Consider the following 23990-nt stretch of genomic DNA (forward strand, 5'->3'; position numbering starts at 1 on the left):
GCGCGCACTGTACGAGCCGACCGCTGAGGCCGGCGTTCTTTCAGTGTTTGGCCTTTCTCCGTCGGATGTCGATGACTCCTTCGAGGTCTGGCCTGACAACTGGAAGTCGTTTCTCGTCATGGATTCGATGTGGACTCAGTGGCGTACAGGCGCATGCGGCGCAACCGGTCTCGATTATGGCGTCCTTCCAAATGTGATGCGGCTCGTCGGCGTACCGGCGAAGGATCGCCCCGGCGTGTTTCAGGACATCCGCGTCATGGAGTCGGAAGCCATCGCGGTAATGGCCGACGCGCGCGACAACAGCCCGTAATCACGGGCACTTATTCAAGGTGAGTCGATGAACATTGCAGAACTCGGCATCAAGGTCGATTCGGCTGATGCCGCCAACGCTGCGACCGATCTCGACAAGCTGACCAAGGCCGGTGATCGCGCCGAGCAGTCCGCCGTCGGCCTGATGAAAGAGATGGAGGCGTTGGAGAAGTCGCTGTCGAAAGGCGCGACCACCACGCAGGAACTGGCTAAGCAGCGTGAGAGCCTGGCGAAACTCACCAAGACCGGCGCTTATGGCGAGGCAGAATTTACCAAGATCACTGCGCAGCTGGATAAGCAGCAGGTGGCCCTGGCCAAGTCGACACTGGATGAGCAGAAGGCGCTGAACAGCCTGCTTGGCGCAATCGATCCGGCTAAGGCGGCAATGTCCAAGCTGGACACTCAGGTTGAGCAACTTGGCAAACACCTCGATGCCGGCCGCATCAGTCAGGACCAGTACAACTCGTCACTGAGCAAGATCGACAAGGACTACGCCAAACTCGAAAAAACCGCCACCGGGTTCGACAAGCTTCGCCTCGGCACCCGTCAAGCCCAGGAAAACGTTGTTCAGTTGGGCAATGCACTGTCTTCAGGGGATTGGGGGAGCGGCGTCCGGGCTGTCGCTCAGCTTGGTGCGGGCGCTGGGGCTTCCGCCGCCAGTCTGCTGACAATCCTTGCGCCTATCGCTTTGATCACGGCAGCAGTTGCATCGCTGGGGGTTGCCTATTACAAGGGCAGCGAAGAGCAGGACGCATACAACAAATCGCTGGTTCTGACCGGGAATTTCGCCGGCGTCAGTGCGGGCCAAATGGGCGAGCTTGCCCGCCAAGTCAGTGCAACTGTCGGCACCACCGGTCAAGCGGCAGAAGTGCTCGCATTACTGGCTGGCAATGGCAAGATCGCCGGCGAAAGCTTTGGCGACATCACCAGGGCCGCAGTCTCCATGCAAGAGGCTACCGGCAAAGCCGTCAGCGAAACTGTTGCCGAGTTTTCCAAGCTGGCAGACGAGCCAGTGAAGGCGTCTGCCGCGCTGAATGAGCAATATCACTATCTGACAGCCTCGGTTTACTCGCAGATCGCGGCATTGGAAGAGCAGGGCGACCATGCGGGTGCCGTGAAACTGGCGACCGAGCAATACGCGGATGCCATCAACGAGCGCACGCCGAGAATCCTCGAAAACCTGAGCTTCTGGGAGAAGGGTTACAACGCTGTCGCTCGCGCGGCTGACAACCTGAAAAACATCGGTCGCAGCAACATAGGCTCCGATATTGAGCAGGCCCAGCGTGATCTCGCTCGAGCAGAGTCAGGCGATGTTGGACTGTTTCAAAACAAGCAGGAGATGATCGATCTCTACCGTAACCGGCTAAACATGCTGGAGAACCAGAAGTCCGCCGAAGCAGACATTGCCAAGTACGACGGTGAGCAGGCCAAAGCACAGCGCGATGCAGTTACTGCGATGTCGAAAGTTGACGCGCTGACCAAGTCGTCACTGAGCAATGAGCAGAAACGCGCCGAAACCATCAAGGACTACAAAAAGCAACTCGACGATATTCGCAAGGTTGATCCGAAGGACTCACGACTCGATCCGGCAGCCGTCGCCAAGAACATGGCGAACCTCAACGACAAATTCAAGGATCCGAAGGCTGCCGGCGGTAGCGTCGACCTGACCAGCTTCAACAACGCGAAGAATGTACTGGCCGAAACCCTGGCCTATTACAAAAACGCGGACAAGGAGCTCGAAGCATCGCAGCGGGCAGGGGTGATCTCCCAGGCCAGCTACACCGAGCAACGTGTCAGCCTGCTGAAGCAGCAAGCCGAAGAAGTCGCTCAGAGCTATCAGTCCGAAATCGACGCGCTCGAAGCGGCCAAGACCAAGAAAGGGACAACTGCGGCGCAGGCCATCCAGATCGATCAAAAAATCTCGGATGCACGGTCCGCCATGGTCAAGGCGCAACAGGACAGTGACAGTGAGCTGTCGATCATTGCCACCAACGAAGACGGTCGACTGCGCAAGCAGACATTGGCGGTCAACACGTACACCAGCGCTCTCCAACAACAGGTCGAGACACTTCGACAGCAGGGATTGCGTGCGGCTTCTGGTCTTGGGCAGGGTGATCGCCAGCGATCGCTGACAGAGCAGCAGAACGGCATCGACGACAAGGCCAACGCCCAGCGCATCGATCTGGCCAACCAGTACGGCGATGGCTCGCGAGGCATGAGCCTCGATGAGTACAACGCCAAGCTGAAAGCCGTCGCACAGAGCCAGCAGGATCTGCGCAACACGGTGGTCGCCAACTACGACGACATGACCAGCGCGCAAGGCAGCTGGAGCGCCGGGGCATCGTCGGCCTGGGAGAACTACCTGGAGTCGACGCACGACGTGGCCGGGCAGACGAAGAGCCTGTTCACCAATGCGTTCAGCTCCATGGAAGACGCCATTGTCCAGTTCGCCATGACTGGGAAGCTGTCGTTTGGCGACTTCGCCAAGTCGATACTCGCCGATATGGCGCGCATCGCTACTCGGCAGGCCAGTTCCTCCGCGCTCAGCGGGCTCTTCGGCTTGGCAACCACAGCTGCTAGCGCCTATTTCGGTGGTAGCGGCAACGGACTTGCTTCTGGCTCTGCTGGCGCGACGTCGTCGAACCTTGGGGCATCACAGGCCGGCTACTCGTCGACCTACTTCCCGCAAGCGAAGGGTGGTGCGTGGTCCGGCGGCGTGCAGATGTTTGCCGATGGCGCCGCCTTCACCAACAGTATCGTCAGCAAACCTACAGCGTTCGGCATGGCCAACGGAAAGACGGGCATTGCTGGTGAGGCCGGTCCCGAGGCGATCGTCCCTCTGGCCCGCGATTCGCAAGGGCGCCTGGGCATTCGCGGCGGAAGCAGCGCAACACCCATCACCATGACCTTCTACATCGATGCGGCTGATAACGGTGCCAGCACAATCCCAGATCCGGCGAAACTGGCTGAGGCGATGAAGGTTGTCGCACAGCAGGAAATCGCTCGGCAGCGCCGTAACGGCGGGCAACTCGCTTAAGGAGGCGTCATGCCGACATTCACATGGGTTCCGACCTACGACGCCACCAAGACGATCACCCCAACGGTCAAGGTCATCAAGTTCAGTGATGGGTACGAACAGCGGCAGGGAACCGGTATCAACCGACAGCCGCGCAAGTTCGCACTGACGTTCAAGAGACCAAAGGCGGAGATTGAGGCTATTGATGCCTTCCTCAAAGCCCGAGGCGCAATTGAAGCCTTCGATTACACACACTCCGGTCAAACGGCTGGAAAGTATGTCTGCCGCGAGTGGGTCCGTACCAACATCGCCAAAGGCGTTGACGGCCTGTCTGGAACCTTTGAGGAGGTCTACGAATGAGTGCTCTTCAGGGTCAGCTCGCGCTCGCTAACGGCATGTCGATCTGGGAAGGCTTCGAGCTGGTGTTGCCTGGCCAGACGATCCGCTTTCACGCCGGAACCAACGAAATGTTGAATTCAGTGGTCTGGCAGGGGAACGTCTACACGCCTTGGCCGCTCAACGGTACCGAGTTCGCTACGCCGAGCCAGGGATCGCCGGCCCGGCCAAAGCTCCAGGTCGGCAACTTCGGCGGGACTATTTCTGCATTGTGTCGGCAGTATGAAGACCTGCTTGCAGTGAAACTCAAACGCCGCCGCACGCTGGTGAAATATCTGGACGCGGTGAACTTCTCCGCCGGCAACCCAACTGCAAACCCAGCCGAAGAGTACCCGGTCGAAACCTGGATCATTACGCGCAAGGCCAACGAAACGCCGACCGCGATCGAGTTCGAGCTTGGCTCACCGCTCGACCTGCAGGGCGTCAAGCTTCCGCGTCGGCAAGTGGTGGCCGGCACTTGTCTGTGGGCGTACCGCTCGGGCGAATGCGGCTATGGCGGTGGCCCGGTGGCTGACTATGCCGACAACCCCACCAGCGATCCCGCCAAGGATCAATGCAGTCGGACCATGAGGGGCTGCAAGAAACGTTTTGGCGCAAATGGCGAGCTTCCTTTCGGCGGCTTCCCGGGCATTGCCCGCGTACCGAGGTTGTGACCATGAGTGAAGTATTCAATAAGTGCCGGACTGACGCCGAGGCGCATGCGCGTGCGGAGTATCCTCGCGAGTCTGTCGGCTTGGTCGTCAGCGTTCGCGGAAAGCCTTCCTATGTGCTGTGCCGCAATCAGTCGGAAGAGCCGGATCACTTCATCCTCCATCCAGAGGACTACGTCGCCGCCGAAGACCTGGGCGACATCGTCGCGGTCGTGCACTCGCACCCGGACGCCGGCCCCGAGCCGAGCCTGCACGATATCGCCAGTCATGCGGTCGGTCGCATGGCTTGGTGGATCGTTGGCCTGAAGGATGGCGCTGCGACCTGGCAAGAAATGCCGGCCGCTGGCGAAATGCCGCTGGAAGGTCGCGTGTTCGTCCATGGCGTCATCGACTGTTACACCCTTATCCGCGACTACTACCGCCAAGAGCGTGGTGTCACGCTGATGGATTTCTACCGCAAGGATGATTGGTGGCACAGCGGCGAGAATCTGTACGTCGAGAACTTCACCAAGGCCGGGTTCGTTGAGGTCGACACACCAAGTAATGGCGACGTCATCTTGATGGCGATCGGCAGCCCGACACCATGTCACGGGGCAATCTGGCTGGACGGTGATGTGCTGCTGCATCACCTATACAGCCGACTGAGCTGCCGCGAAGTTTATGGTGCTGCCTACCGCGAGCGCACGACGCATATCCTAAGATACATAGGCACAGGAGCACGCCATGAAACTAATTGATGCATTTAAATTGGTAGGGCTACGGGAATTTCAATATCGCCCCATCGAGCCCTACGTCTATCCCCTTGAAAGCTTCAAAGAGACCTTGCATAGCGATATCAAGGTTGTTCCAAGCATCAGTATCCCCGTTTCCATACGCATTGAATCCGATACTGAATCGCACCCCTGTACGCTCACGCTCGCTCCCGGGCAAGTCGATGTAATCCGTCGGAGCGCCGGAAATATCAAAGATGGCGTTATAAAAGTCGGGCCTTTCTACCTGGAGGTGAAGGCTTAGCATTCTATACAGCCATTGGGATTTAGCTTTATCGGTATTGGCTTTGAGGTCGCGAAAGAAAAACTCAAGCCTTCCGCTAACTCGCTTGGAGAATTGAAACTGAGGGTGTGTGTTATCCGCCGGAGGACGGAGTGCACAATCATTGGTTTCAAAGAAAGCGCTTGGCTGGTTTAACCATTCCAAAAGCTCGTAGAAGCGCTGTACGGCTCTTTGATCTTCGTGTGGTTTGAGGTCCTCAAGCACTTCCCGTATGAGCTCCGGTTTTTCTCGGAAGCTGTAGTACTGGCCTGCATTCTCTGCATTCTCTGCATATTCAGTTTTCCCCCACGGCTGGGTACGACTAGCAGCTTCATCCAATTCAAAGTGCGACACAACGAGCATCACGGCTCTCCATTTCCATTAGCGCCCAATCCGGACAGCAAGAAGCTACTATCCATTGCTTTGGTGGCGTTACTGGGGATTCGTACAGCTAGAAAATGGTCGGTAAGCACCGGGTTCTTTAAGGTTTGCGGGAGTAGTCAAATCCACTCAACTATTCTCCCAATGGTGATTGGCAATGCCATCATCACCTCAAGATGTGGTGGCTTGCGCTCTCCTGTGCTCGGGTTGTGGTTGGATATCGTGGCATACCAGTAATCTCGCAAGTTGCGAATACGCGTTTCTGGATCTGACACGTAATCAAGCCAGTTCATGTCAAGCGTCCAAAATGTTGAGGCAAACACCTCAAAAATTGGGATTTTCTCAACTGGTTTAGGCACGATTTTTTCTGCGAATCGTTTGGCGTCTTCGAGCGTATTGGCCCCAAAAAAAGCTTGCATTCGGGAAGCGTATAACGAGAAATTCGGCTCTTGCTTAATTTGTTCGAGTAAGCACTCCCGTTGCTCCGCATCGTTCAAGGCTTCGAACGGCTTTGTGCTGATGGCATCCCAGTAGACAGAGCCGAACCGAGACAACCCGCGATCATCCAGGTTGATTACCTTACCTTCCGTTAATTGTCTTTCGCGGTCGATGTGATAGAAACGGTGCATTGCCAAGTTGTTGTCCTCTGTTCTAAGTGGTCGCGGTTCGTAATCTTTAGGCAGTGAGTGAGACTTCTGCAAACCCGGCACTTTAAAACATGCCAAGCAAGCGTCAATACCGATTTTCCCGTTTTTGAACACCGATGCTACAGTCTCCCCCTTTTCAGGATGAGGAAGAATCATGCGGATTTTGATGGGAGCTGTGCTGTTGATCGCGCTGGCTGGGTGCACAACCCCTTCTGATTTGAAATCAGATGCGCCAGTGTTCACGTCAGCTACCAAAAAATCACCTAAGCAATATGGCCTTTGTGTCTTCCCTAAATGGCAGGACTTGAACGCTGGGTCGACGATGACCGAAACAGAAACCGGTTATCGTCTGGTAATGGCGAATCCAGGAATCGGCCAAACTGACGAGCTTCTTGAAATCGAAAAAACCCCAACAGGCGCAACGGTCAGTCACTTCCAGCGCATCGCCTGGATTCAAGCGGGGAGAGGAGGAGTCTCAAGCGCAGTAAAAAAGTGCATTTGAGTGACTAAAAAGACATACCGCCTTCGGGCGGTTTTTTTTGGACCGGAGAAAAGTATGAGCACTGCCCACAACAAAGCCATGACCCTGATTTTGCTGTCCGGCAGCCTGGCCAAGGCCTTTGGCCGCGAACATTTCCGTCAGCTTGAAACTGGAACGACCAACGAGGCGTTCAGCGCTCTGAAGCATACAGTTCCAGGCTTCGAAGATTTCATTCGTGATTCTGCGCGGCTGGGTCTGCGCTTCGCGATATTCCGCAATCGCGAGAATATCAATCAGGATGGATTCACCCTGAGCGGGACAACTGAAATCCGTATCGTGCCAGTCATTGCAGGAAGCAAGAGCGGCGGCATCCTTCAGACTGTTGTTGGAGTTGTGCTGATAGTAGCGTCCTTTTTTGTACCGGGTTCGACTCCCGCCGCGCTTGCAGCTTCTTCAGCATTACTTGGCACGGGTATCGCTCTGACCGCTGGCGGCGTGATTCAAATGCTCACCCCGGTACCAAAATCGCCCGACCAGCAAGAACAAGCAGTCACTGAAAACAAGCCCAGCTACCTGTTCAACGGCGCGTTCAACTCGACGCAGCAAGGCCTCCCTGTGCCCGTCGTTTACGGCCAGATGCTGGTCGGCTCCAGCGTTATTACCGTCGGCACCTGGTCGGAGGCTCTACCGGTATGAGTGAAGTAATTGTCGGTAGAAAGGGCGGCGGGAAGGGCGGCGGAAGCACCAGTGGTTCCGCGCGCGCCGCGGTAGAGGCCCCGGATAGCCTGCGTTCACGTCAGCATGTGCGGGTGCTGCATGCAATCTGCGAAGGGGAGATAGAAGGCATCGTCGGTGGCCATCAGGGGATTTTCTTCGACGATGTGCCACTGCAGAACCCCGACGGCAGCTACAACTTTTCCAGCGTCAGCATCGATACGCGCACCGGCACCCAGTGGCAGAGCTATATGCCGATCACCGGACTTGAGGCCGAGCAGTCCGTCGGTGTCGAGCTTAAAGGATGGGTTCCCATCGAGCGCGCCATCACCGACACCGATGCAGATGCGGTCCGCGTGACTGTCGGCGTTCCGCAGCTGTTCTCGCAGAACACGCAGAACGGCGACACGGGCGGCTCTTCCGCGATTTTTCGCCTGGAGGCCAAGCTTGGCAGTGGCGCTTGGTATCAGATGTGCGAAGACCTTTTGATCAATGGCAAAACCATGAGCCGCACGCAGTTTTCGTACTATCTGCGTTTGCCGGTATCTGGCGGCCTACCGCGCTATATCCGGGCAACCCGAATGGGAGGCGATTCGACCAGCTCTACGGTCCAGAACCGTACGTTCTTCGACTCGTTTACGCTTCTATGGGATGAAAAGCTGCGTTATCCGAATACTGCGCTGTGCGGCGTCAGCATTGATGCTCAGCAGTTCTCCAGCATTCCGCGCATGTCCTTCATGGTGCGCGGACTCAAGATTCTGGTTCCAAGCAACTACAACCCCGCGACGCGTACGTACAGCGGCTCCTGGAGTGGCGCATTCAAGCGTGCATGGTCTGACAATCCGGCTTGGGTCTGGTACGACATGCTGACCAATACCCGCTATGGGCTGGGGGGATTGCTCGAAACGGCGCTGGTCGATAAGTGGTCGCTGTACAACATCGCCCAGTATTGCGATGCGATGGTTCCAAACGGTTACGGTGGGTATGAGCCGCGCTTTACCTGCAACCTCGCGCTGACTACTCAGCAAGACGCCTGGAAGCTGGTAAACGATATGGTTTCCGTGTTCCGCGCTATTTGCTTCTGGGCGGGCGGGACGCTGACCGCCGTGCAGGACGCGCCGCGCTCTAGTCGATACCTGTTCAACAACTCCAACGTGGTTGGCGGCGATTTTAGCTATCAGTCCGTGGCATCGGATCAGCGCTTTAACGTTGCGGCCGTCACTTGGAATGATCCCCTCCAGCAATACAAGCAATCGGTCGAGATTGTTGAGCGTCCAGACCTTATTGCTAAGTGGGGGCGAATCCAGCAGAGCGACGTTGTGGCGATTGGCTGCACGTCTCGCGGACAGGCGCGACGCCTGGGTCGCTGGCTGCTGTATGCCGAGAGCGAGGCGGTCACCTTTGCGCCTGGTGCAGATGGGGCTATCTCGCTTCCTGGCGACATGGTTGATGTGGCGGATGCATTCAGGGCTGGCGCACGCAATGGTGGGCGGCTTTTGGCGGGGAGCACCGCTTCAACGCTACTGCTGGATGCGCCTATTGGGTTGCCTGGTGCTGGGTTCATCAAGGTGATCATGCCTGATGGCTCATGTGCGACAGCGGCGGTAACCGTAGGGGCAGGGGCTGCTTCAATCACGGTATCACCCCCGCTGGCCTCTGCGCCCCTGGCCTCTGCTCCATGGGTGTTCTCAACAGCTGCACTGGAGACGCAGAAGTTTCGCGTCATTGGTGTCAGCGAAGGCGACGATGGCACGTACGCGATCAGCGCCGTGGCGTATGACTCGGACAAGTTCAACCAGGTCGAGTACGGAACACCGGATGTCGACAACCCGACCAGTATCGTCAACCTGACCAAGCCAGATGCAGTTGGACAGCTGACGTTCCTTGAGTCGCTGTATGACACCGGTACCGGTCTGGCTGCCGCGCGACTGTCGGTCAGCTGGACGCAGCCGGCCCGCGCCATGCGCTATCAGGTGGAGGTCATGAGGCCCGGGGGCAACTGGGAATATGTCGGGGAAGTGTCGACGCCTAGCATCGACTTCGATTCTGCATCCTCGGGGTTATGGTCGGTTCGCGTGACGTCTAAGTCAGTGCTCGGCCTTTCCGGCTTAGCTTCCATTCAGACCTATACCGCTCAGGCACTGCTGGCGCCGCCAGAGGCGTTGTCCGGCCTCCGACTGGATGTCATCAGCAGCGTAGCAACGCTGGCATGGGACCCCGTTCCAGAGCTGGACGTGAAGCTTGGCGGCAGTATCGCCATTCGTCATGCACGCAATACCTCTGCCACTTGGGACGCCGCTTTGCCGCTGATCGAGGTAGCGGGGCGCTCAACGTCGTCCGTGGTGGCGTTGCTGCCGGGCAAGTACCTGGCGCGTGCGGTCGACTCCTCGGGAGTCGGCGGGCCTATCACCGAGGTCTGGTCGGATGCGCAGGCAACTCTGCCGTCCAACGTGGTGCTGACCATTACCGAGTCGCCTTCCTTCACCGGGATGGCTGTCAATGCAGCCGCTGCAGATGGGGTACTGAAGCTGTCGGGTGCTGGGTTCGTGGATGATGTGACGGATGTTGATGCGCTGCTTGGCGAGATTGATAAGTTCGGCGGCTCGTTGCTGTCGGCGACGTACAGCTTCGCTGCGCCGGCGGATCTCGGCTACGTCTATGACTGCCGACTGACCGCTGATGTAGAGGCCGCGCTGTATGACGACGGCACCTACATCGACACAGTGGTGGACTTCGATGTGCTGCTTGGCATTGATGGTGATCCGCCTAGCGGCGCCTCGCTGTCGCTCTGGGTGCGCACATCGGACGTTTACCCAGAAACGTGGTCGGCCTGGAAGCCGTTTGTTGTCGGCGACTATCGCGCGCGACTGTTCGACTTCCAGCTGCGCGGATCCGTACAGCTGACCTCGCACTGGATCGACGTTTCCAAGCTTGAGGTGGTGATCGACATGCCCGATCGCATTGATAGCGGAAATGACCTTCCGGTTCCCGTGGGCGGGTTGGTCATCAGCTATTCGCCGCCGTTCAACGCCCCCCCTGCGGTCAGTCTGACCGCGCAAGGGCTTTCCCCAGGCGACTACCTGGACGTCTCGGCAAAGACGGCTACCGGCTTCACCGTCTTCGTCCGCAATTCCGGCGGAGTCGCCCAGTCGGGCCGCTCTATCGACTACATCTCAAAGGGATACTGACCTATGTCGCAGCATGATATGGACGTTGCCAATGCGCCTGGCATAACGTTCAGAACCGATATGAATGCCGCTCTGCAGGCGCTCGCCTCGCAAAGCAGTGGAGCGGCAGCGCCAAGCACGACATTCCCATGCCAGGTCTGGGCTGACACTGGTACGAATCGCTTGAAAAAGCGTAACAGCGCGAATACAGCCTGGCTGGATATGGGGGCGCTTGACTCCATACTGCGGGATGCCGTCAGTGCGAGCTTTTTCGCTGTCGATACCGGAGCGGCCAATGCTTATGTGTGCAACTTTACGCCGGCCATTACTGCCCGTAGCGAAAGCGTTCCGATCCGCTTCAAAGCGACCAACGCTAATACTGGGCCCTGCACCATCAATGATGGTATTGGTGTCGTAGCGCTCGTCGGGGGGGCTCACTCCGCTCTCCAGGGTGGCGAAATTGTTGCTAACGGCGAGGCGTGGGCTCAGTGGAACAGCTCCGTTGGCGGCGGCTCTTACATCTTGCTGTTCTGCACTGGGGCTGCCGAGCAAGTGGCCAACGCCACGCAAAGCCAGCACGCGCTGACGCTGGGTCAAGCGACGACTTTGCTTAGTCAGCCAGGGCGCGTCGATTGGTTTGCAACAATGTCTCCGCCCAGTGGATATCTGGCGGCGTCCGGTACAGCAGTATCGCGCACCACCTACGCTACGCTGTTCGCCGCGATAACGGCACAAGTAACGGGTACGGTTACATCGGGCAGCAACAGCATTTCAAGCGTGGCCAGTCCGCAAGCTATGTGGGTCGGCATGCCGATTAGCGGCCCCGGTGTTCCCGCTGGCGCGACTATCGCTGCTGTTGGTGCCAGCACCATCACGCTGTCTGCAAACGCCACGGCCACCTCCACAACAACCGTGGTTATCTGCCCATTTGGTGTGGGTGACGGTTCAACCACGTTCAACGTCCCCGATGCTCGTGGCCGGGTAGTTCGTGGCTGGGATAACAGCTCTGGCCTCGACCCTAGTCGTGTGTTCGGTAGCCTGCAGGGAGATCAATTCCCTGCTCACACCCACACGTATGGTTCTGCGACCTTCTTCACTACAGCCGCCGGTGGTGGCAGCACCACAGTTGCTAACTGGGTTTCTGGTAACACGGGCTCGGCGGGCGGTGGTTCAGAAACGCGGATGAAGAACATTGCGTTTCTGCCTTGCATTAAATATTGAGGATAAAGAAAAATGATTGTTTACGCCTTTAACCCAGAAAGCATGGAGTTCGTCGGGATAGCGGACGCCTTTGAATCTCCACTGGAGCCGGGTGTTTTTCTTCTCCCGGCAAACTCTACAGAAGTTGCTCCACCCGACTTTGATAGCGTCACTCAAATCTGCACCTTCAATGGGACTGACTGGACGCTTACCGACCGTCCGCTGCCAGATCCAGACCCGGTCCCAACGCCCGAAGAAATATACGCGGCCAAGGTGTCTGCCCTTTTGAATGGGCGCGTACAACTTCTGTATTCGTCGGACTGGATGATAATCAGGCATCAAGACGAGTTGCTGGCCGGCGCAACACCAACACTCACAGCCACCAAACTCAAAGCCGTATTGGATTATCGTCAAGCGCTTCGCGATCTGCCAACAGCTGATGGCTTCCCTGAGTGCAGTCTGCCAGAGCTGACGTGGCCGACCTCCCCGTAACCGAGACCGCGACTCCGATGCCCGCCAAGTGCGGGCTTTTTTTCGCCTGGAGAAAAGCATGCCTGTCACCGAAAAAGATCGAGACATTCTTGCCCGCACGTTGTGGGGGGAAGCTCGCGGAGAAAGTCTTGCCGGCCAGATCGCCGTAGCCTGGACCATTCGCAACCGAGTGGATGATGGAAAAACCAAATCGTGGTGGGGCGAGGGCTATGCCGGTGTGTGCCAGAAGCCGTACCAATTCAGCTGCTGGAACAAGAACGACCCCAACTTCGCCTACCTGAGTGGCGCGAAGTCGATCCCGTTCCGCGAGCTGGCCCAAGCACAGATCGCTGCTGACCAGGTGATGGCCGGAAAGGTGCCCGATCCGACTAGCGGCGCCACGCACTACTACGCGACCACCATGCCGAAGGCTCCGGACTGGGCGGCGAAGGCCAAGCAGACGCTGAAACTCGGCCATCACGTCTTCTTCAAGGATGTGCCGTGAGTGCCGCGGCGCTGAAGCTGGCCGTGGCCGGCGTGCTGGCTTTGCTGCTGATCACCGCCGGCGGCGTGTGGAAGGTTCAGGACTGGCGCTACGGAAAGTATCTCGCCGAACAGGCTGGCCTGCACAAGGACGACCTGACCGCCATCAGCAACGCGGCCGCTGACCAGGTGCGCAGCGAGCAGGAAAAGCGCTTGGCACTCGAGCAGCGCCTGTCGGCCAGCGAGCAAACCCATTACAAGGAACTGAGCGATGCTCAAACCAATCAGGCTCGCCTGCGCGATCGCCTTGCCACTTCTGATTTGCGGCTGTCAGTCCTTCTCGATGCCACGGATTCAGCCAGTAGCTGTTCAGTGCCAGCCGGTACCAGCACCGGCGGCGTGGTTCATGGAGGAGCGCGCGCCCGACTTGACCCAGCGCATGCTCAACGAATTATCGGAATCACCGACGTCGGCGATCAAGGATTGATTGCGCTGGCGGCATGCCAGGCATATGTAAGGGAAGTTTCGCGCTGAAGTTGAAGGGCTACAACCGACCCAAAGCTGACTGTCGTTACAAAGCGGAAATCAGTCTGAGAGAGGCAAGATGGTTTGAGCCCCGCATTCCTTGTAGGAGTGCAGTACATAAAATTAATGGATTTTTATTATTTCTAAGGGTGGCGTAGCTTAATTTGAGGACATCATCTCGATGGGGATGAAGCCAAGCGACAAATTTTACGATCCATTCTGGCTCATCTAAAATCGGGTGCGCCGCTGATTGTCGCGGGGAATCATTATGCGTATGCCAGCCAGCCGTTACTGCTTGCAGCCTGGGGGCAACGGCAACGGCAACGGTGGCGCCAGCATGGAGCCAGCCCGGACGAAGTGAAGGTCAAGCTTGGGAAAATCCTTCAAGGCGCCGACCCACCACATTCCGAGGCAGCGGTTCAAAAGCTGCTGAATGATGCAGGATTCGGGAACGCTACCCGTTTCTTCAGCAGCCTTTTCTGGGGAGCTTGGTTAACGTGCAAAACGGCCGGAACATAGACGCGTAAGGCCGATTTTGGCTGCAAACGGTCGATACAAGAAGACATGGTAACGCTGTTCAGAAAAGGATGAGCGCCGTCCAACCCTGTGCAAGACGGCGCCAGCTTTTTATATCCAGACGTCGTTTTGGGCCGTGCGCTCTCCACCTTCATGGCCGGTATTAAGAATCCCTCGAGGTTCGATCATCATTAGCTTGGTTTCAGCTTCGGAGGCGGTCCTATGCTCAACGCCCCGAGGCACGACGAACAGTTCGCCCGGGCCGACGAATACGCTGCCATGAGGCAGGTCGATACGTAGTTCCCCCTCAAGTACGAGGAATGCCTCGTCGGTTTCCGGGTGGGAATGCCAGATGAATTCTCCCTCGATGCGCACGACTTTGAACTGGTAGTCGTTCATCTCAGCGACGATGCGAGGACTCCATTGTTTATCTATGCTCGACGCCTTGTGCACCAGGTTCACAGTTTGCAGTTTCGGTCCGTTCTGGGAATGAGACATGACGTATCCTCTATCAAGTTGGAGGCGTCAGCGTAACGAAGGGGTAGCACGCAACTCTTGTACGATCCTGCAAGTTGTCGGTGTGCCAGCAACCGCTCCAGCCAACGCGACGGCGGCACTCCGTAACAGCGAGTGAAGTGGCGGGTCATGTGGCTCTGGTCATGAAAGCCAGCCGCCAACGCGGCATCCACCAGTGTGAACCCATTGAGGACCAGTCCGCGGAATTGGTCCAGGCGCCGCAGAGTCACGAACCGATAGGGGCTGGTGCCATACAAAACCCTGAAGTCTCGAGAAAGGCTCCAGCGCTCGCGCCCACTGGCGTGCTCGAGCATCTCCAACGTAATGCTCATGTGAAGGTGCTCTAGGATGAATTCCCTGGCTCGTTCGGTGGCGCGGTAATCCAGACGCTTGCGTCCGCGCGGTTTGCCCGCGACCGCCCGTAATGCCATGGCGAGGTCGAACAGCGCGTCCTGTTCTTCCATAGCGTCCAATGGATGATCCATTGCCTGCATAAAGGATTCGCTCGCCCGATACAAACGTGGATGGCTCGAAAGCCCGCCGACAATGAACGGCAATGGCTCACCACCAAGTACTTGCTGAATCAAAGCAGGATCAACGTAAGCCATGCGGTAGCGGGAGCCTGCCTCGGTACCGGCCATGCAATCATGCACCTCGTCAGGATGCAGGACGAGCGTATTCCCAGGCATGCCATGGCGCATGGTGCCCTTGTAGTGGAAGCTCTGCACGCCGGAGAGGGTGCGTCCAATGGAGTAGGTATCGTGGCGGTGCGGATCGTAGCCATAACCACCGAACCACGCCTCGATACGCTCCACCCGCCCGGGCGAGGAGTTTCGCACTACCCAGTCGGTAGATGTATTCGATTCGCTTGGATTCATGAGTAATATCCGATAAAGCTGGTGTCGCGTCGGTGATAGCCCGCTGATAGGGCAAAGATACAGCCATCGAGTGGTTACGTCAGTGTCTGCTCCCAAAGCGGCTACTCGACGTTGTGCTTCGATTCACCTCCGGCGAGATATGCACTCAGTGCTTCTAGATTCCAAACGCTTGAGCGATGACCTGACTTTGCGCAGGGATCTGGGATGAAGGTAATGTCGGCGTTTGCCACGGGATATCTCCCTTGCAGCGGAAGGAACCGCCAACGCTATGCGAGCGGTAGGTACGGGTCGAGCCATGGCCTTGGTCGCAGGAATTTAAAATGCTCGGCGTTGCTCGACAGAGTCGCGCCTCGATCTGGCCAAAGGTGCCAGATGTTCGTGGTGAAAAAGGGGCTGCAGTTGAACGAACAGACATTGTCCATGCGTCTGGAGCGCGTGGCGGCGCGGGAAAACCGCTTCGACTACGAAATCATCGTCTGGAGCGCGCCGGGCCGGTGATGTACACCGCCGAGGAGCGCAGCATGATCGACGCGTAGGCACTTTTCGTACACGAGGCGAGAGCCAATTTGAATCGTCCTCAAATTCGTAGGCACAGCTGAATGACAGCTTTTGGCCCAGAGTGTGTAAAAACGCTTCGTCAAAATTGAAGTTTGCGCGTCTATGCGAAATCTGAAAATTATCGGCTGCTCAGCCGAACTGGATTTTGCGTAGAAACGCGATTTTCAGTCCAACACTGGGCTCCAATCGCGCTGAAAAACGTTTTTACACAGCCTCGGCCGATAACTGTCACTCAGGCGTCATTAGGACTGCGAGCGTCAGCTTGATGAACTCCTCATTTTTGTCGATCGTGTCCAGGGCGCCGCGTACGTTGTCGGCGACGTCGGCCGAGCCGCGGGCCTCGACCCAATTGGAAATCTCCATGATGGCGGCTTCTAGGGCGAGCTGGTTTTCGTTGATCTTGTACAGCAGGGAGGGGAGCAGGTCTGAATGTGGCATCGCAAATCCTCTGTTTTGAGGACAGCGTAGCATCGCGTTACATGAAGGATATTTAACGATCGGCAGGACGCCGCAGGATGGGAAAAACCGGAAAGTTTTGTAACGGTTACCGAATAGTTTTGTAACGCCTCTAAAAAGCTGCGCCGATTCCCAAACCCCAGAAACGACAAAGCCCTAAAAAATCAGGGCTTTGTCGTATAAAGATGGCGGAGGCGATGGGATTCGAACTCATGGACCTGTTACAGTCGACGGTTTTCAAGACCGTTGCCTTAAACCACTCGGCCACACCTCCGTTGCGTTGCGGGCGCCATAATACCTGAATGAAACACACTGTCAAACTCTCTGCATAGCTTGTTACAGAGCGTCTGTTATGATCTTTGCGACTGAACGTTTCAAACCAACAGGAGTGTCGCCATGCGCGAACAGGATTACGCAGTTAATAACAGCGTGCAGGCTGAGCAGCTAGAGGTTAGCCGCGTCCTGCGCAACACTTACGGCTTACTCGCTCTCACCCTCGCATTCAGCGGCGTGATGGCGTTTGTCGCTCAGCAGATGCGTGTCGGCTACCCGAACATTTTCGTGGTGCTGATCGGTTTCTACGGCCTTTTCTTCCTCACCAACAAACTCCGTGATTCGGCCTGGGGGCTGGTGTCGGCATTTGCCCTGACCGGTTTCATGGGTTTTCTGCTCGGCCCGATCCTCAACCGTTACCTGGGCATGCAGGGCGGCGCTGAAGTGGTCAGTTCCGCGTTTGCGATGACGGCACTGGTGTTCGGCGGTCTGTCGGCTTATGTGCTGATTACCCGCAAGGACATGAGCTTCCTGGGTGGTTTCATCACCGCAGGCTTCTTCGTGCTGCTGGGTGCGACGCTGGCGAGCCTGTTCTTCCAGATCAGTGGTCTGCAACTGGCGATCAGCGCAGGTTTCGTGCTGTTCTCCTCGGTCTGCATTCTGTTCCAGACCAGCGCCATCATTCACGGCGGCGAGCGCAACTACATCATGGCGACCATTAGCCTGTATGTATCGATCTACAACCTGTTCATCAGCTTGTTGCAGCTGTTCGGCATCATGAGCCGCGATGACTAATTGTCAGCCTTGAGGAAAAAACCCGCTTCGGCGGGTTTTTTCTTGCCTGCGATTTGGGTAAAACTCACGCCATCGGTGGCAGCCGGCGCTTGACCGGGGTTTTCTTGACGATCGCCGTGTTGGTTTCTGCGTGGGTGTTTAGACGGTCGAGCAGGGTGTCCAGTTGCTCCATCGAACGCACATGCAGGCGGGCGATGAAACAGTCGTCACCAGTGACTTTGTCGCACTCGGTAAATTCGGGAATGGCCTGAATCTGCCGTTCCACTTCCTGCAACTGGCCTGGCAGCGGACGAATACGGACGATGGCCTGGAGTTGATAGCCAAAGCATTTGGGGTCGATCTCGACGGTGTAACCCTTGAGCACGCCACGCTCTTCGAGGCGGCGCAAACGCTCGGCGACGCTGGGCGAAGACAGGCCGCTGATCTGCGCCAGGGCCTTGAGCGAGCGGCGTGAGTCTTCCATCAATGCCGTGATCAGCACTTGGTCGATATCGTCGGTCATGGCGAAACCCCTATTAGGCAATTAATTCAAACCGCCTTGATAAAAAAGGCAGAAACCGAGTTTAGCCTGCTTTTTGCTCTGGAGAAGCCCCCCAGCGGATGGGCATACTTTGGGCTCAAACACAGGAGTCTGATGATGGACAAAACAATACGTCACGGGTCATTCGAAATGACCGCCGCCATGCTGATTTCCGGGACTATCGGCTGGTTCGTGCTGGTGTCCGGGCAGCCGGTGCTGGACGTAGTGTTCTGGCGTTGCGTGTTCGGCGCCGGCACGTTGTTGCTGATTTGCGCGGCATTCGGCTTTCTGCGCCCCGGCATTCTGACCCGCACCACGTTCTTGCTGGCCGTGCTCAGCGGCGTGGCGATTGTCGGCAACTGGGTGCTGTTGTTTGCTTCTTACTCCCGCGCCTCGATTGCCATCGGCACCGCGGTTTACAACGTTCAGCCGTTCATGTTGGTGGGGTTGGCCGCGTTGTTCCTCAACGAAAAAATCACCCTGCAGAAACTGTTCTGGCTGGGCCTCTCGTTTCTCGGGATGCTGGCGATTGTCAGCGCACATGGCGGGCAGGGCGAGAGCGGCAATGATTACCTGATGGGCATCGCGCTGGCGCTGGGGGCGGCATTTCTTTACGCGATTGCCGCGTTGATCATCAAGCGCCTGACCGGTACACCGCCGCATCTGATCGCGTTGGTCCAGGTCACCACCGGCGTGCTGTTACTCGCGCCATTCGCGCACTTTTCGGCACTGCCGCAAGCGCCGAGCGCGTGGGCCAGTCTGGTAACCCTGGGCATTGTCCACACCGGCGTGATGTATGTGCTGCTCTACGGCGCCATTCAAAAACTGCCGACGGCACTGACAGGTGCGCTGTCCTTTATCTACCCGATTGCAGCGATTTTTGTCGACTGGTTCGCTTTCGGCCATCGCCTGGAGCCGCTGCAATGGATCGGTGTCGCCGCAATTCTGTTGGCCGCTGCTGGCATGCAACAGGGTTGGAACCTTAAGTTTCGTCGGACGGTGACGACGCAGTAAGCCGTAAAGAAACGTCAGATGTTCCAGCGCGGTGCCGTCTTGGCCAGGCGCTGGCGCATCTCGCCGATGTTGGCGGCTAATTGCCGGACCAATAACCGGTAACCGTCCAGCGGATTGTAAACCGGCTCGGTCAGGCTTGAATCCGACGGCAGTTCGACGGGCCGACTGAGCCGCTGGGACGCCCCGGATTTCAGCGCCCGGGCCATACCGATCAGTTGCACCCGAATCAGCCGATGCTCGGCTTTCAATGCCGATTGCAGATGGGCCATGGCATCGGGGTCACTGGCGTCCGGCCGGGTGTTGCCGAGGATTTCCAAAGTGCTGACACACATCCGCAGATGACGCTGAATGGCGTCGAGTTCGGTCATGGAGATCCGCACTTCCTTGGACACCGACGGCATCAACGAGCGCAGTTGCACCATCACCGTGTTCAGGCGGCCCACCAGTTTATGGTGTTCGTCATCGGTGACCGATTGGCCATTGATGATGCGCCCGTAGATCGTCGCGCAGTCGCGCAAGGCGTCGGCCAGGTTGTAGCGCCAGGAATAAACCGCGTAGAGCGGCAGGGCGAAAGAAAACGCCAGGGCCAGGGCGATGCCGATCAGGATATCCACCCCACGCCACAACCCGTCGGTGATCGGGTTGTCGCCATGCCCTGCGACGATAAACACGGTAATCGCCGAGAGCAACGCGGTGTAACCGCCCTTGCCGATGGCGTGGTACGAGAAGAACCCGCACACCACGGCCATCGCGAAATAGGTCAGCCACGGCATCCCGAGCCACGCCTGTTGCGCCACCAGCAGCAAACCGACGCCGGCACCGATCAAGGTACCGATGGCGCGTTCGGCGGCTTTTTTTCCGATGTTGCCGTGGTGCTGCAAACCGCCGATCACCACCAGCATCGTCACCGACGCCCACTCACCGTGGGGCAGATTGATGCCGGTGGTCAGCAGGATCGTTGCCAGCAATCCCAGCGACACGCGCACCGCGTGGATCACCCGGGCGTGGCGATAGCGCCGATACGGGTCCAGCAACGGACGCAGCACTCGGCGCATAAGCGGTGGCAGTCGATTGGCTCTGAATGTGCTCAGGCTCGGTCTCCTCAGAAGATGTAATCGGTGGTCAGGAAACTCGAACTGCGTCCGCTGATGATCTCGCTGATGAGTTCTTTGTTGGTTTCCTGGAACTTGGTCGCCACCAGTGTCCGGATCGAAAACACCCGCAGCGCATCATGCACCGACAGCGTACCTTCGGCGGAGTTCTTGCGGCCGTTGAACGGGAAAGTGTCCGGGCCGCGCTGGCACTGGGCATTGAGGTTGATCCGGCCGACCTGGTTGGCGAAGGTATCCACCAGTCGGCCGACCGCCACCGGATTGGTGCCGAAAATACTCAGCTGCTGGCCGAAGTCCGATTCCAGGACGTAATCGATCACCGTGTCCAGATGCCGGTAAGGCACGATCGGCACGACCGGGCCGAACTGTTCTTCCTGATAGACGCGCATCTGCGGCGTCACCGGGTACAGCACGGCGGGGTAGAAGAACGAAGCGCGGGCTTCACCGCCGTTGGGGTTGACCACGGTGGCGCCTTTGCCGACGGCATCCGCCACCAGCGAGTGCAGGTAATCGACTTTGCTCGCTTCGGGCAACGGCGTCAGCGCCACGCCGCTGTCCCACGGCATGCCCGGTTTGAGGCTGGCGAGTCTGGCGTTGAATTTCTCGATGAACGCCTCGACCACGTCTTCATGGACGAAGAGGATTTTCAACGCGGTGCAGCGCTGACCATTGAACGACAGCGAGCCGGTAAGCGCTTCGCTGACCGCGTTGTCCAGATCCACCTCGGGCAGCACGATGCCGGGGTTTTTCGCGTCCAGGCCCAACGCCGCACGCAAGCGGTGCGGTTTTGGATGGAGTTTTTTCAGGTCGCTGGCGGCCTTGTTGGTGCCGATAAACGCGAAGATGTCGATCTTGCCGCTGGCCATCAGCGCGCTGACGGTCTCGCGGCCGCTGCCGTAGATCACGTTGATCACCCCGGCCGGGAAGCTGTCGCGGAACGCTTCCAGCAACGGACGAATCAGCAGCACACCCAGCTTGGCCGGTTTGAACACCACGGTGTTGCCCATGATCAGCGCCGGAATCAGCGTGGTGAAGGTTTCGTTCAACGGGTAGTTGTAAGGTCCCATGCACAACGCCACACCCAGCGGTACGCGGCGGATCTGGCCGAGGGTGTCCTGTTCCAGTTCGAAGCGGCTGGAGCGGCGGTCGAGTTCCTTGAGCGCGTTGATGGTGTCGACGATGTAATCGCAGGTGCGGTCGAACTCTTTCTCCGAGTCCTTGAGGTTCTTGCCGATTTCCCACATCAGCAACTTGACCACGGCTTCGCGCTGTTCACGCATGCGTCCGAGGAAGGCTTCGACGTGCTGGATGCGCTCGGCCACGCGCATCGTCGGCCACAGGCCCTGGCCACGGTCATAGGCGCGGACGGCGGCATCGAGGGCGGTCAATGCGGTGTCGGCGTCGAGCAGCGGCGTGCTGCCGAGGATCACTTGTTCATCGCCATTTTCACCCGTCAGGTACACCGGGCTGCGGACCTGGGCGAGGGGCCCGGACCAGGTTTTCAGCTCGCCGTCGACCAGGTATTCACGCTGCTCGGTCTGGCCGTCGAGACGGTATTTTTCCGGGATGTCGGTGGCGTCGGGAAACAGGTTGCCAAGGATGTGTGCTGTGGTCATGTCGCTACCCCGTCTGGATTGGGTGATGCACTGATGAATCGTTTTAGCAGACCTGGGACTCGCTTGTCATGGCTCATCTTATGATTTTTTGGCTCGACGTTGCGGGTCGTCGTAGCAGCTGCCGAGCCTGCGAGGCTGCGTTCGGCGGCGAAGCCGTCGCAAACCCGGTACGCAAGGTTTTCCTGACACACCGCGATATTCGATTTCACGACGGCTTCGCCGCCGAACGCAGCCTCGCAGGCTCGGCAGCTGCTACAGGGCGATCTTTTGACCTGAAAACACACAACGACCGATGCTGCGGTTAAACTTCACGCTCTTTCTCAAAGGAGTTCATATGAGTTACTACCAGCCGGGCATTCTCGCCACCCCAGTTCCGCCTCAAGCCCGTCATATGTTCTTCGCACTCGAATCCGCCGCTGCATTGCCGGCTGCGCTGGAGAATCTTAAGGGGCTGGTGGACGGGAAGTCGGCAGTGGTCGGGTTCGGTGAATCCCTGGTCAAGGCCCTCAAGGGGCAAATCGAAGGCCTGCGCGCCTTTCCAGCGTTGACCGGTGTCGGCGTCGACAACCCGTCGACCCAGCACGCGCTCTGGTGCTGGTTGCACGGTGTCGACCGTGGCGAATTGCTCAATCGCAGCAACGCCATCGAAGCCGCGCTGGCCCCGGCCCTGCGCCTGGTGCAGATGAACGAAACCTTCCGCCACCTCACCGGCCATGACCTGACCGGTTACGAAGACGGCACCGAAAACCCTCACGACGAAGCCGCCGTTGCCGCTGCGCTGGTGAGTGACGGCGCTGACGGAATGGTCGGCGGCAGCTTCGCCGCGATCCAGCAGTGGCAGCATGATCTGAAAGGCTTCCACGCGATGCCGCCCCATGAGAAGGACAACATCATGGGCCGTCGTTTGAGCGACAACGAAGAGATCGACGACGCGCCGATTTCCGCTCACGTCAAACGCACCGCCCAGGAAAGCTTCGCCCCCGAGGCCTTCGTGGTGCGCCGTTCCATGCCCTGGATCGAAGGCGATCGCGCCGGCCTGATGTTCCTGGCCTTCGGTTTCTCCCTCGATGCCTTCGAAGCCCAATTGCGCCGCATGAGCGGTCTGGAAGACGGCATCACCGACGGTTTGTACCGCATCAGCCGGCCGATCACCGGCGGCTACTACTGGTGCCCGCCGCTCAAGGACGGTCATCTGGACCTGCGCGCTCTGCGCATCGGCTAAACATCAGGGAGTGAGTATGAACGTGGTGCGCTGGGGCATGATCGGTTGTGGCAGCGTCGCTGAACGCAAGAGCGGGCCGGCCTTCTACAAGGCGCCCGGCTCGGCGTTGGTGGCGGTGATGGGTCGGCGTCTGGACGCGGTGACCGATTACGCCGCGCGCCACGGCATCGCTCGGGTCTACACCGACGTCGACGCGTTGATCAATGATCCCGAGGTCGACGCGGTGTACATCGCCACGCCGCCTGACAGTCATCACGCTTACGCCTTGAGGGTGGCCGCCGCCGGCAAACATTGCTGCGTCGAAAAACCGATGTCGTTGAATGCCGGGCAAAGCCGTGAGATGCAGAAGGTCTTTGCCGATGCCGGGCTGCACCTGTTTGTTTCCTACTACCGACGCTCGCTGCCGCGCTTCCAGCAGGTGCGGCAATGGCTGGAGGAAGGGCGGATCGGCGAGGTACGGCACCTGACCTGGACCCTGACCAAAGCGCCATCTCCGATCGATCTTGGTGGTACAGATAACTGGCGTACCGACCCGGCCATTGCTGGCGGTGGTTATTTCGCCGACCTGGCCAGCCATGGCTTCGACCTGTTCCAGTACCTGCTCGGTGACATCGTCGAAGTCGCCGGGTTTACCGCGCACCAGGCCGGTTTGTATGCCGCTGAAGACGCCGTCAGCGCCAGTTGGCGGTTTGCTTCGGGCGTCCTGGGTATGGGCTGCTGGAATTTTGTTGCGGACCGCCGCGGAGATCGGGTCGAGCTGATCGGCAGCAAAGGCCGGATCAGCTTTTCCGTATTCGATGAACATCCGGTTCAGCTTGAAGCCGATGAAACCCTCAGCCTGCACATCGAGAATCATGAGCACATCCAGTGGCATCACGTACTGGGCATGAACGCGCACATTCGGGGTGAGGCGCAGCATCCGGCTGTGGCCGAGCAGGCATTGAAAACCGATTGGGTGATGGACCAGATCCTCAAGCGCGGCTTCTAACCTTATGCTCAAACAGTATTTCTCAAGCCTCCCATTAGAACTTTAAGATCACGT

Annotated in this window: 25 protein-coding genes, 1 tRNA gene and 1 pseudogene; 18 read left to right on the forward strand and 9 right to left on the reverse strand. The window is 58.2% G+C overall.

The genetic code is table 11. The features are described 5' to 3' along the window. The first annotated feature begins 43 nt into the window (after nucleotides 1-43). Genes ACSQ87_RS12855 through ACSQ87_RS12875 form a run of 5 tightly spaced genes read left to right on the forward strand, consistent with a single transcriptional unit; the run spans nucleotide 44 to nucleotide 5108 of the window. Complete coding sequence (locus ACSQ87_RS12855) at nucleotides 44-310, forward strand: DUF1799 domain-containing protein (RefSeq protein ID WP_223429967.1); 267 nt, start codon at nucleotides 44-46, stop codon at nucleotides 308-310. 27 nt (nucleotides 311-337) lie between these two features. Further along, the gene (locus ACSQ87_RS12860; RefSeq protein ID WP_436273647.1) at nucleotides 338-3346 is read left to right on the forward strand and encodes a phage tail tape measure protein; all 3009 of its coding nucleotides are present in this window, start codon (nucleotides 338-340) and stop codon (nucleotides 3344-3346) included. A 9-nt stretch (nucleotides 3347-3355) separates the two neighbouring features. Continuing rightward, nucleotides 3356-3685 carry a phage tail protein gene (locus ACSQ87_RS12865; RefSeq protein WP_436273648.1) on the forward strand — a complete coding sequence of 110 codons (330 nt, stop codon included), beginning with the start codon at nucleotides 3356-3358 and terminating at the stop codon, nucleotides 3683-3685. Next, on the forward strand, nucleotides 3682-4374 hold the full coding sequence (locus ACSQ87_RS12870) for a phage minor tail protein L (RefSeq protein WP_150655827.1): 693 nt from the start codon (nucleotides 3682-3684) through the stop codon (nucleotides 4372-4374). Before ACSQ87_RS12865 ends, ACSQ87_RS12870 begins: the two co-directional genes overlap by 4 nt. A gap of 2 nt (nucleotides 4375-4376) precedes the next feature. Beyond that, on the forward strand, nucleotides 4377-5108 hold the full coding sequence (locus ACSQ87_RS12875) for a C40 family peptidase (protein ID WP_436273649.1): 732 nt from the start codon (nucleotides 4377-4379) through the stop codon (nucleotides 5106-5108). Nucleotides 5109-5127: 19 nt separating this feature from the next. On the opposite strand, the gene ACSQ87_RS12880 is transcribed toward ACSQ87_RS12875, so the two are convergent. Together ACSQ87_RS12880 and ACSQ87_RS12885 are read right to left on the reverse strand one after the other, a co-directional pair. Further along, nucleotides 5128-5766, reverse strand: a complete 639-nt coding sequence (locus tag ACSQ87_RS12880) for a hypothetical protein (protein ID WP_436273650.1) — start codon at nucleotides 5764-5766, stop codon at nucleotides 5128-5130. A gap of 137 nt (nucleotides 5767-5903) precedes the next feature. After that, nucleotides 5904-6587: a hypothetical protein gene (locus ACSQ87_RS12885; RefSeq protein ID WP_436273651.1), complete on the reverse strand. Its 684-nt coding sequence runs from the start codon at nucleotides 6585-6587 to the stop codon at nucleotides 5904-5906. Between ACSQ87_RS12885 and ACSQ87_RS12890 the strand changes: the two genes are divergently transcribed. From ACSQ87_RS12890 to ACSQ87_RS12925, 8 genes and pseudogenes are all read left to right on the forward strand, one after another. Beyond that, a complete protein-coding gene (locus ACSQ87_RS12890) occupies nucleotides 6586-6933 on the forward strand; it encodes a hypothetical protein (RefSeq protein WP_436273652.1) in 348 nt (115 codons plus the stop codon). The genes ACSQ87_RS12885 and ACSQ87_RS12890 overlap by 2 nt on opposite strands. 54 nt (nucleotides 6934-6987) lie before the next feature. After that, nucleotides 6988-7608 (forward strand): tail assembly protein, encoded by a 621-nt coding sequence (locus ACSQ87_RS12895; protein WP_436273653.1) that lies wholly within the window; start codon nucleotides 6988-6990, stop codon nucleotides 7606-7608. Beyond that, the gene (locus tag ACSQ87_RS12900) at nucleotides 7605-10814 is read left to right on the forward strand and encodes a host specificity protein J (protein ID WP_436273654.1); all 3210 of its coding nucleotides are present in this window, start codon (nucleotides 7605-7607) and stop codon (nucleotides 10812-10814) included. Before ACSQ87_RS12895 ends, ACSQ87_RS12900 begins: the two co-directional genes overlap by 4 nt. A 3-nt stretch (nucleotides 10815-10817) precedes the next feature. Continuing rightward, on the forward strand, nucleotides 10818-12014 hold the full coding sequence (locus ACSQ87_RS12905; RefSeq protein WP_436273655.1) for a hypothetical protein: 1197 nt from the start codon (nucleotides 10818-10820) through the stop codon (nucleotides 12012-12014). Nucleotides 12015-12026: 12 nt separating this feature from the next. Then, complete coding sequence (locus ACSQ87_RS12910) at nucleotides 12027-12485, forward strand: phage tail assembly chaperone (RefSeq protein WP_436273656.1); 459 nt, start codon at nucleotides 12027-12029, stop codon at nucleotides 12483-12485. Between the two features lie 58 nt (nucleotides 12486-12543). Beyond that, nucleotides 12544-12969 carry a cell wall hydrolase gene (locus ACSQ87_RS12915; protein ID WP_436273657.1) on the forward strand — a complete coding sequence of 142 codons (426 nt, stop codon included), beginning with the start codon at nucleotides 12544-12546 and terminating at the stop codon, nucleotides 12967-12969. Next, nucleotides 12966-13481, forward strand: coding sequence for a lysis system i-spanin subunit Rz (locus tag ACSQ87_RS12920; protein ID WP_436273658.1), 516 nt, complete (start codon nucleotides 12966-12968; stop codon nucleotides 13479-13481). Before ACSQ87_RS12915 ends, ACSQ87_RS12920 begins: the two co-directional genes overlap by 4 nt. A 162-nt stretch (nucleotides 13482-13643) precedes the next feature. Then, nucleotides 13644-13991 (forward strand): annotated as a pseudogene (locus tag ACSQ87_RS12925) (SAM-dependent methyltransferase); the annotation flags it as partial. Nucleotides 13992-14099: 108 nt separating this feature from the next. On the opposite strand, the gene ACSQ87_RS12930 reads toward ACSQ87_RS12925, so the two are convergent. Then, nucleotides 14100-14486, reverse strand: coding sequence for a cupin domain-containing protein (locus tag ACSQ87_RS12930; RefSeq protein ID WP_436273659.1), 387 nt, complete (start codon nucleotides 14484-14486; stop codon nucleotides 14100-14102). Further along, nucleotides 14447-15382, reverse strand: a complete 936-nt coding sequence (locus ACSQ87_RS12935) for an AraC family transcriptional regulator (RefSeq protein WP_436273660.1) — start codon at nucleotides 15380-15382, stop codon at nucleotides 14447-14449. Before ACSQ87_RS12935 ends, ACSQ87_RS12930 begins: the two co-directional genes overlap by 40 nt. 372 nt (nucleotides 15383-15754) lie before the next feature. Between ACSQ87_RS12935 and ACSQ87_RS12940 the strand changes: the two genes are divergently transcribed. Then, nucleotides 15755-15880: a hypothetical protein gene (locus tag ACSQ87_RS12940; protein WP_436273661.1), complete on the forward strand. Its 126-nt coding sequence runs from the start codon at nucleotides 15755-15757 to the stop codon at nucleotides 15878-15880. 288 nt (nucleotides 15881-16168) lie between these two features. Here ACSQ87_RS12940 and ACSQ87_RS12945 read toward each other — a convergent pair whose 3' ends face one another. Together ACSQ87_RS12945 and ACSQ87_RS12950 are read right to left on the reverse strand one after the other, a co-directional pair. Beyond that, the gene (locus ACSQ87_RS12945) at nucleotides 16169-16378 is read right to left on the reverse strand and encodes a hypothetical protein (RefSeq protein WP_436273662.1); all 210 of its coding nucleotides are present in this window, start codon (nucleotides 16376-16378) and stop codon (nucleotides 16169-16171) included. Nucleotides 16379-16582: 204 nt separating this feature from the next. Further along, nucleotides 16583-16670 (reverse strand) — tRNA-Ser (locus ACSQ87_RS12950). A 122-nt stretch (nucleotides 16671-16792) separates the two neighbouring features. On the opposite strand from ACSQ87_RS12950, the gene ACSQ87_RS12955 reads away from it, so the two are divergent. Then, complete coding sequence (locus ACSQ87_RS12955) at nucleotides 16793-17464, forward strand: Bax inhibitor-1/YccA family protein (RefSeq protein ID WP_223432534.1); 672 nt, start codon at nucleotides 16793-16795, stop codon at nucleotides 17462-17464. Between the two features lie 64 nt (nucleotides 17465-17528). On the opposite strand, the gene ACSQ87_RS12960 is transcribed toward ACSQ87_RS12955, so the two are convergent. Beyond that, complete coding sequence (locus ACSQ87_RS12960) at nucleotides 17529-17966, reverse strand: Lrp/AsnC family transcriptional regulator (protein WP_008155029.1); 438 nt, start codon at nucleotides 17964-17966, stop codon at nucleotides 17529-17531. 135 nt (nucleotides 17967-18101) lie between these two features. Between ACSQ87_RS12960 and ACSQ87_RS12965 the strand changes: the two genes are divergently transcribed. After that, the gene (locus ACSQ87_RS12965) at nucleotides 18102-18998 is read left to right on the forward strand and encodes a DMT family transporter (RefSeq protein ID WP_223432533.1); all 897 of its coding nucleotides are present in this window, start codon (nucleotides 18102-18104) and stop codon (nucleotides 18996-18998) included. A gap of 14 nt (nucleotides 18999-19012) precedes the next feature. Here the strand turns inward: ACSQ87_RS12965 and ACSQ87_RS12970 are convergent, their stop codons facing one another. Both ACSQ87_RS12970 and ACSQ87_RS12975 read right to left on the reverse strand, forming a co-directional pair. Then, nucleotides 19013-20053 (reverse strand): FUSC family protein, encoded by a 1041-nt coding sequence (locus tag ACSQ87_RS12970; protein ID WP_223432532.1) that lies wholly within the window; start codon nucleotides 20051-20053, stop codon nucleotides 19013-19015. 47 nt (nucleotides 20054-20100) lie between these two features. Beyond that, on the reverse strand, nucleotides 20101-21726 hold the full coding sequence (locus ACSQ87_RS12975) for an NADP-dependent glyceraldehyde-3-phosphate dehydrogenase (protein WP_223432531.1): 1626 nt from the start codon (nucleotides 21724-21726) through the stop codon (nucleotides 20101-20103). Between the two features lie 334 nt (nucleotides 21727-22060). Here ACSQ87_RS12975 and ACSQ87_RS12980 point away from each other — a divergent pair, with 334 nt between their 5' ends. Beyond that, nucleotides 22061-22948: a Dyp-type peroxidase gene (locus tag ACSQ87_RS12980; protein ID WP_223432530.1), complete on the forward strand. Its 888-nt coding sequence runs from the start codon at nucleotides 22061-22063 to the stop codon at nucleotides 22946-22948. A 16-nt stretch (nucleotides 22949-22964) separates the two neighbouring features. Beyond that, nucleotides 22965-23936 (forward strand): Gfo/Idh/MocA family protein, encoded by a 972-nt coding sequence (locus ACSQ87_RS12985; protein WP_223432529.1) that lies wholly within the window; start codon nucleotides 22965-22967, stop codon nucleotides 23934-23936. Nucleotides 23937-23990: the final 54 nt, after the last annotated feature.

The organism is Pseudomonas sp. LjRoot277, assembly GCF_964253845.1.
Classification (GTDB): Bacteria; Pseudomonadota; Gammaproteobacteria; order Pseudomonadales; family Pseudomonadaceae; genus Aquipseudomonas.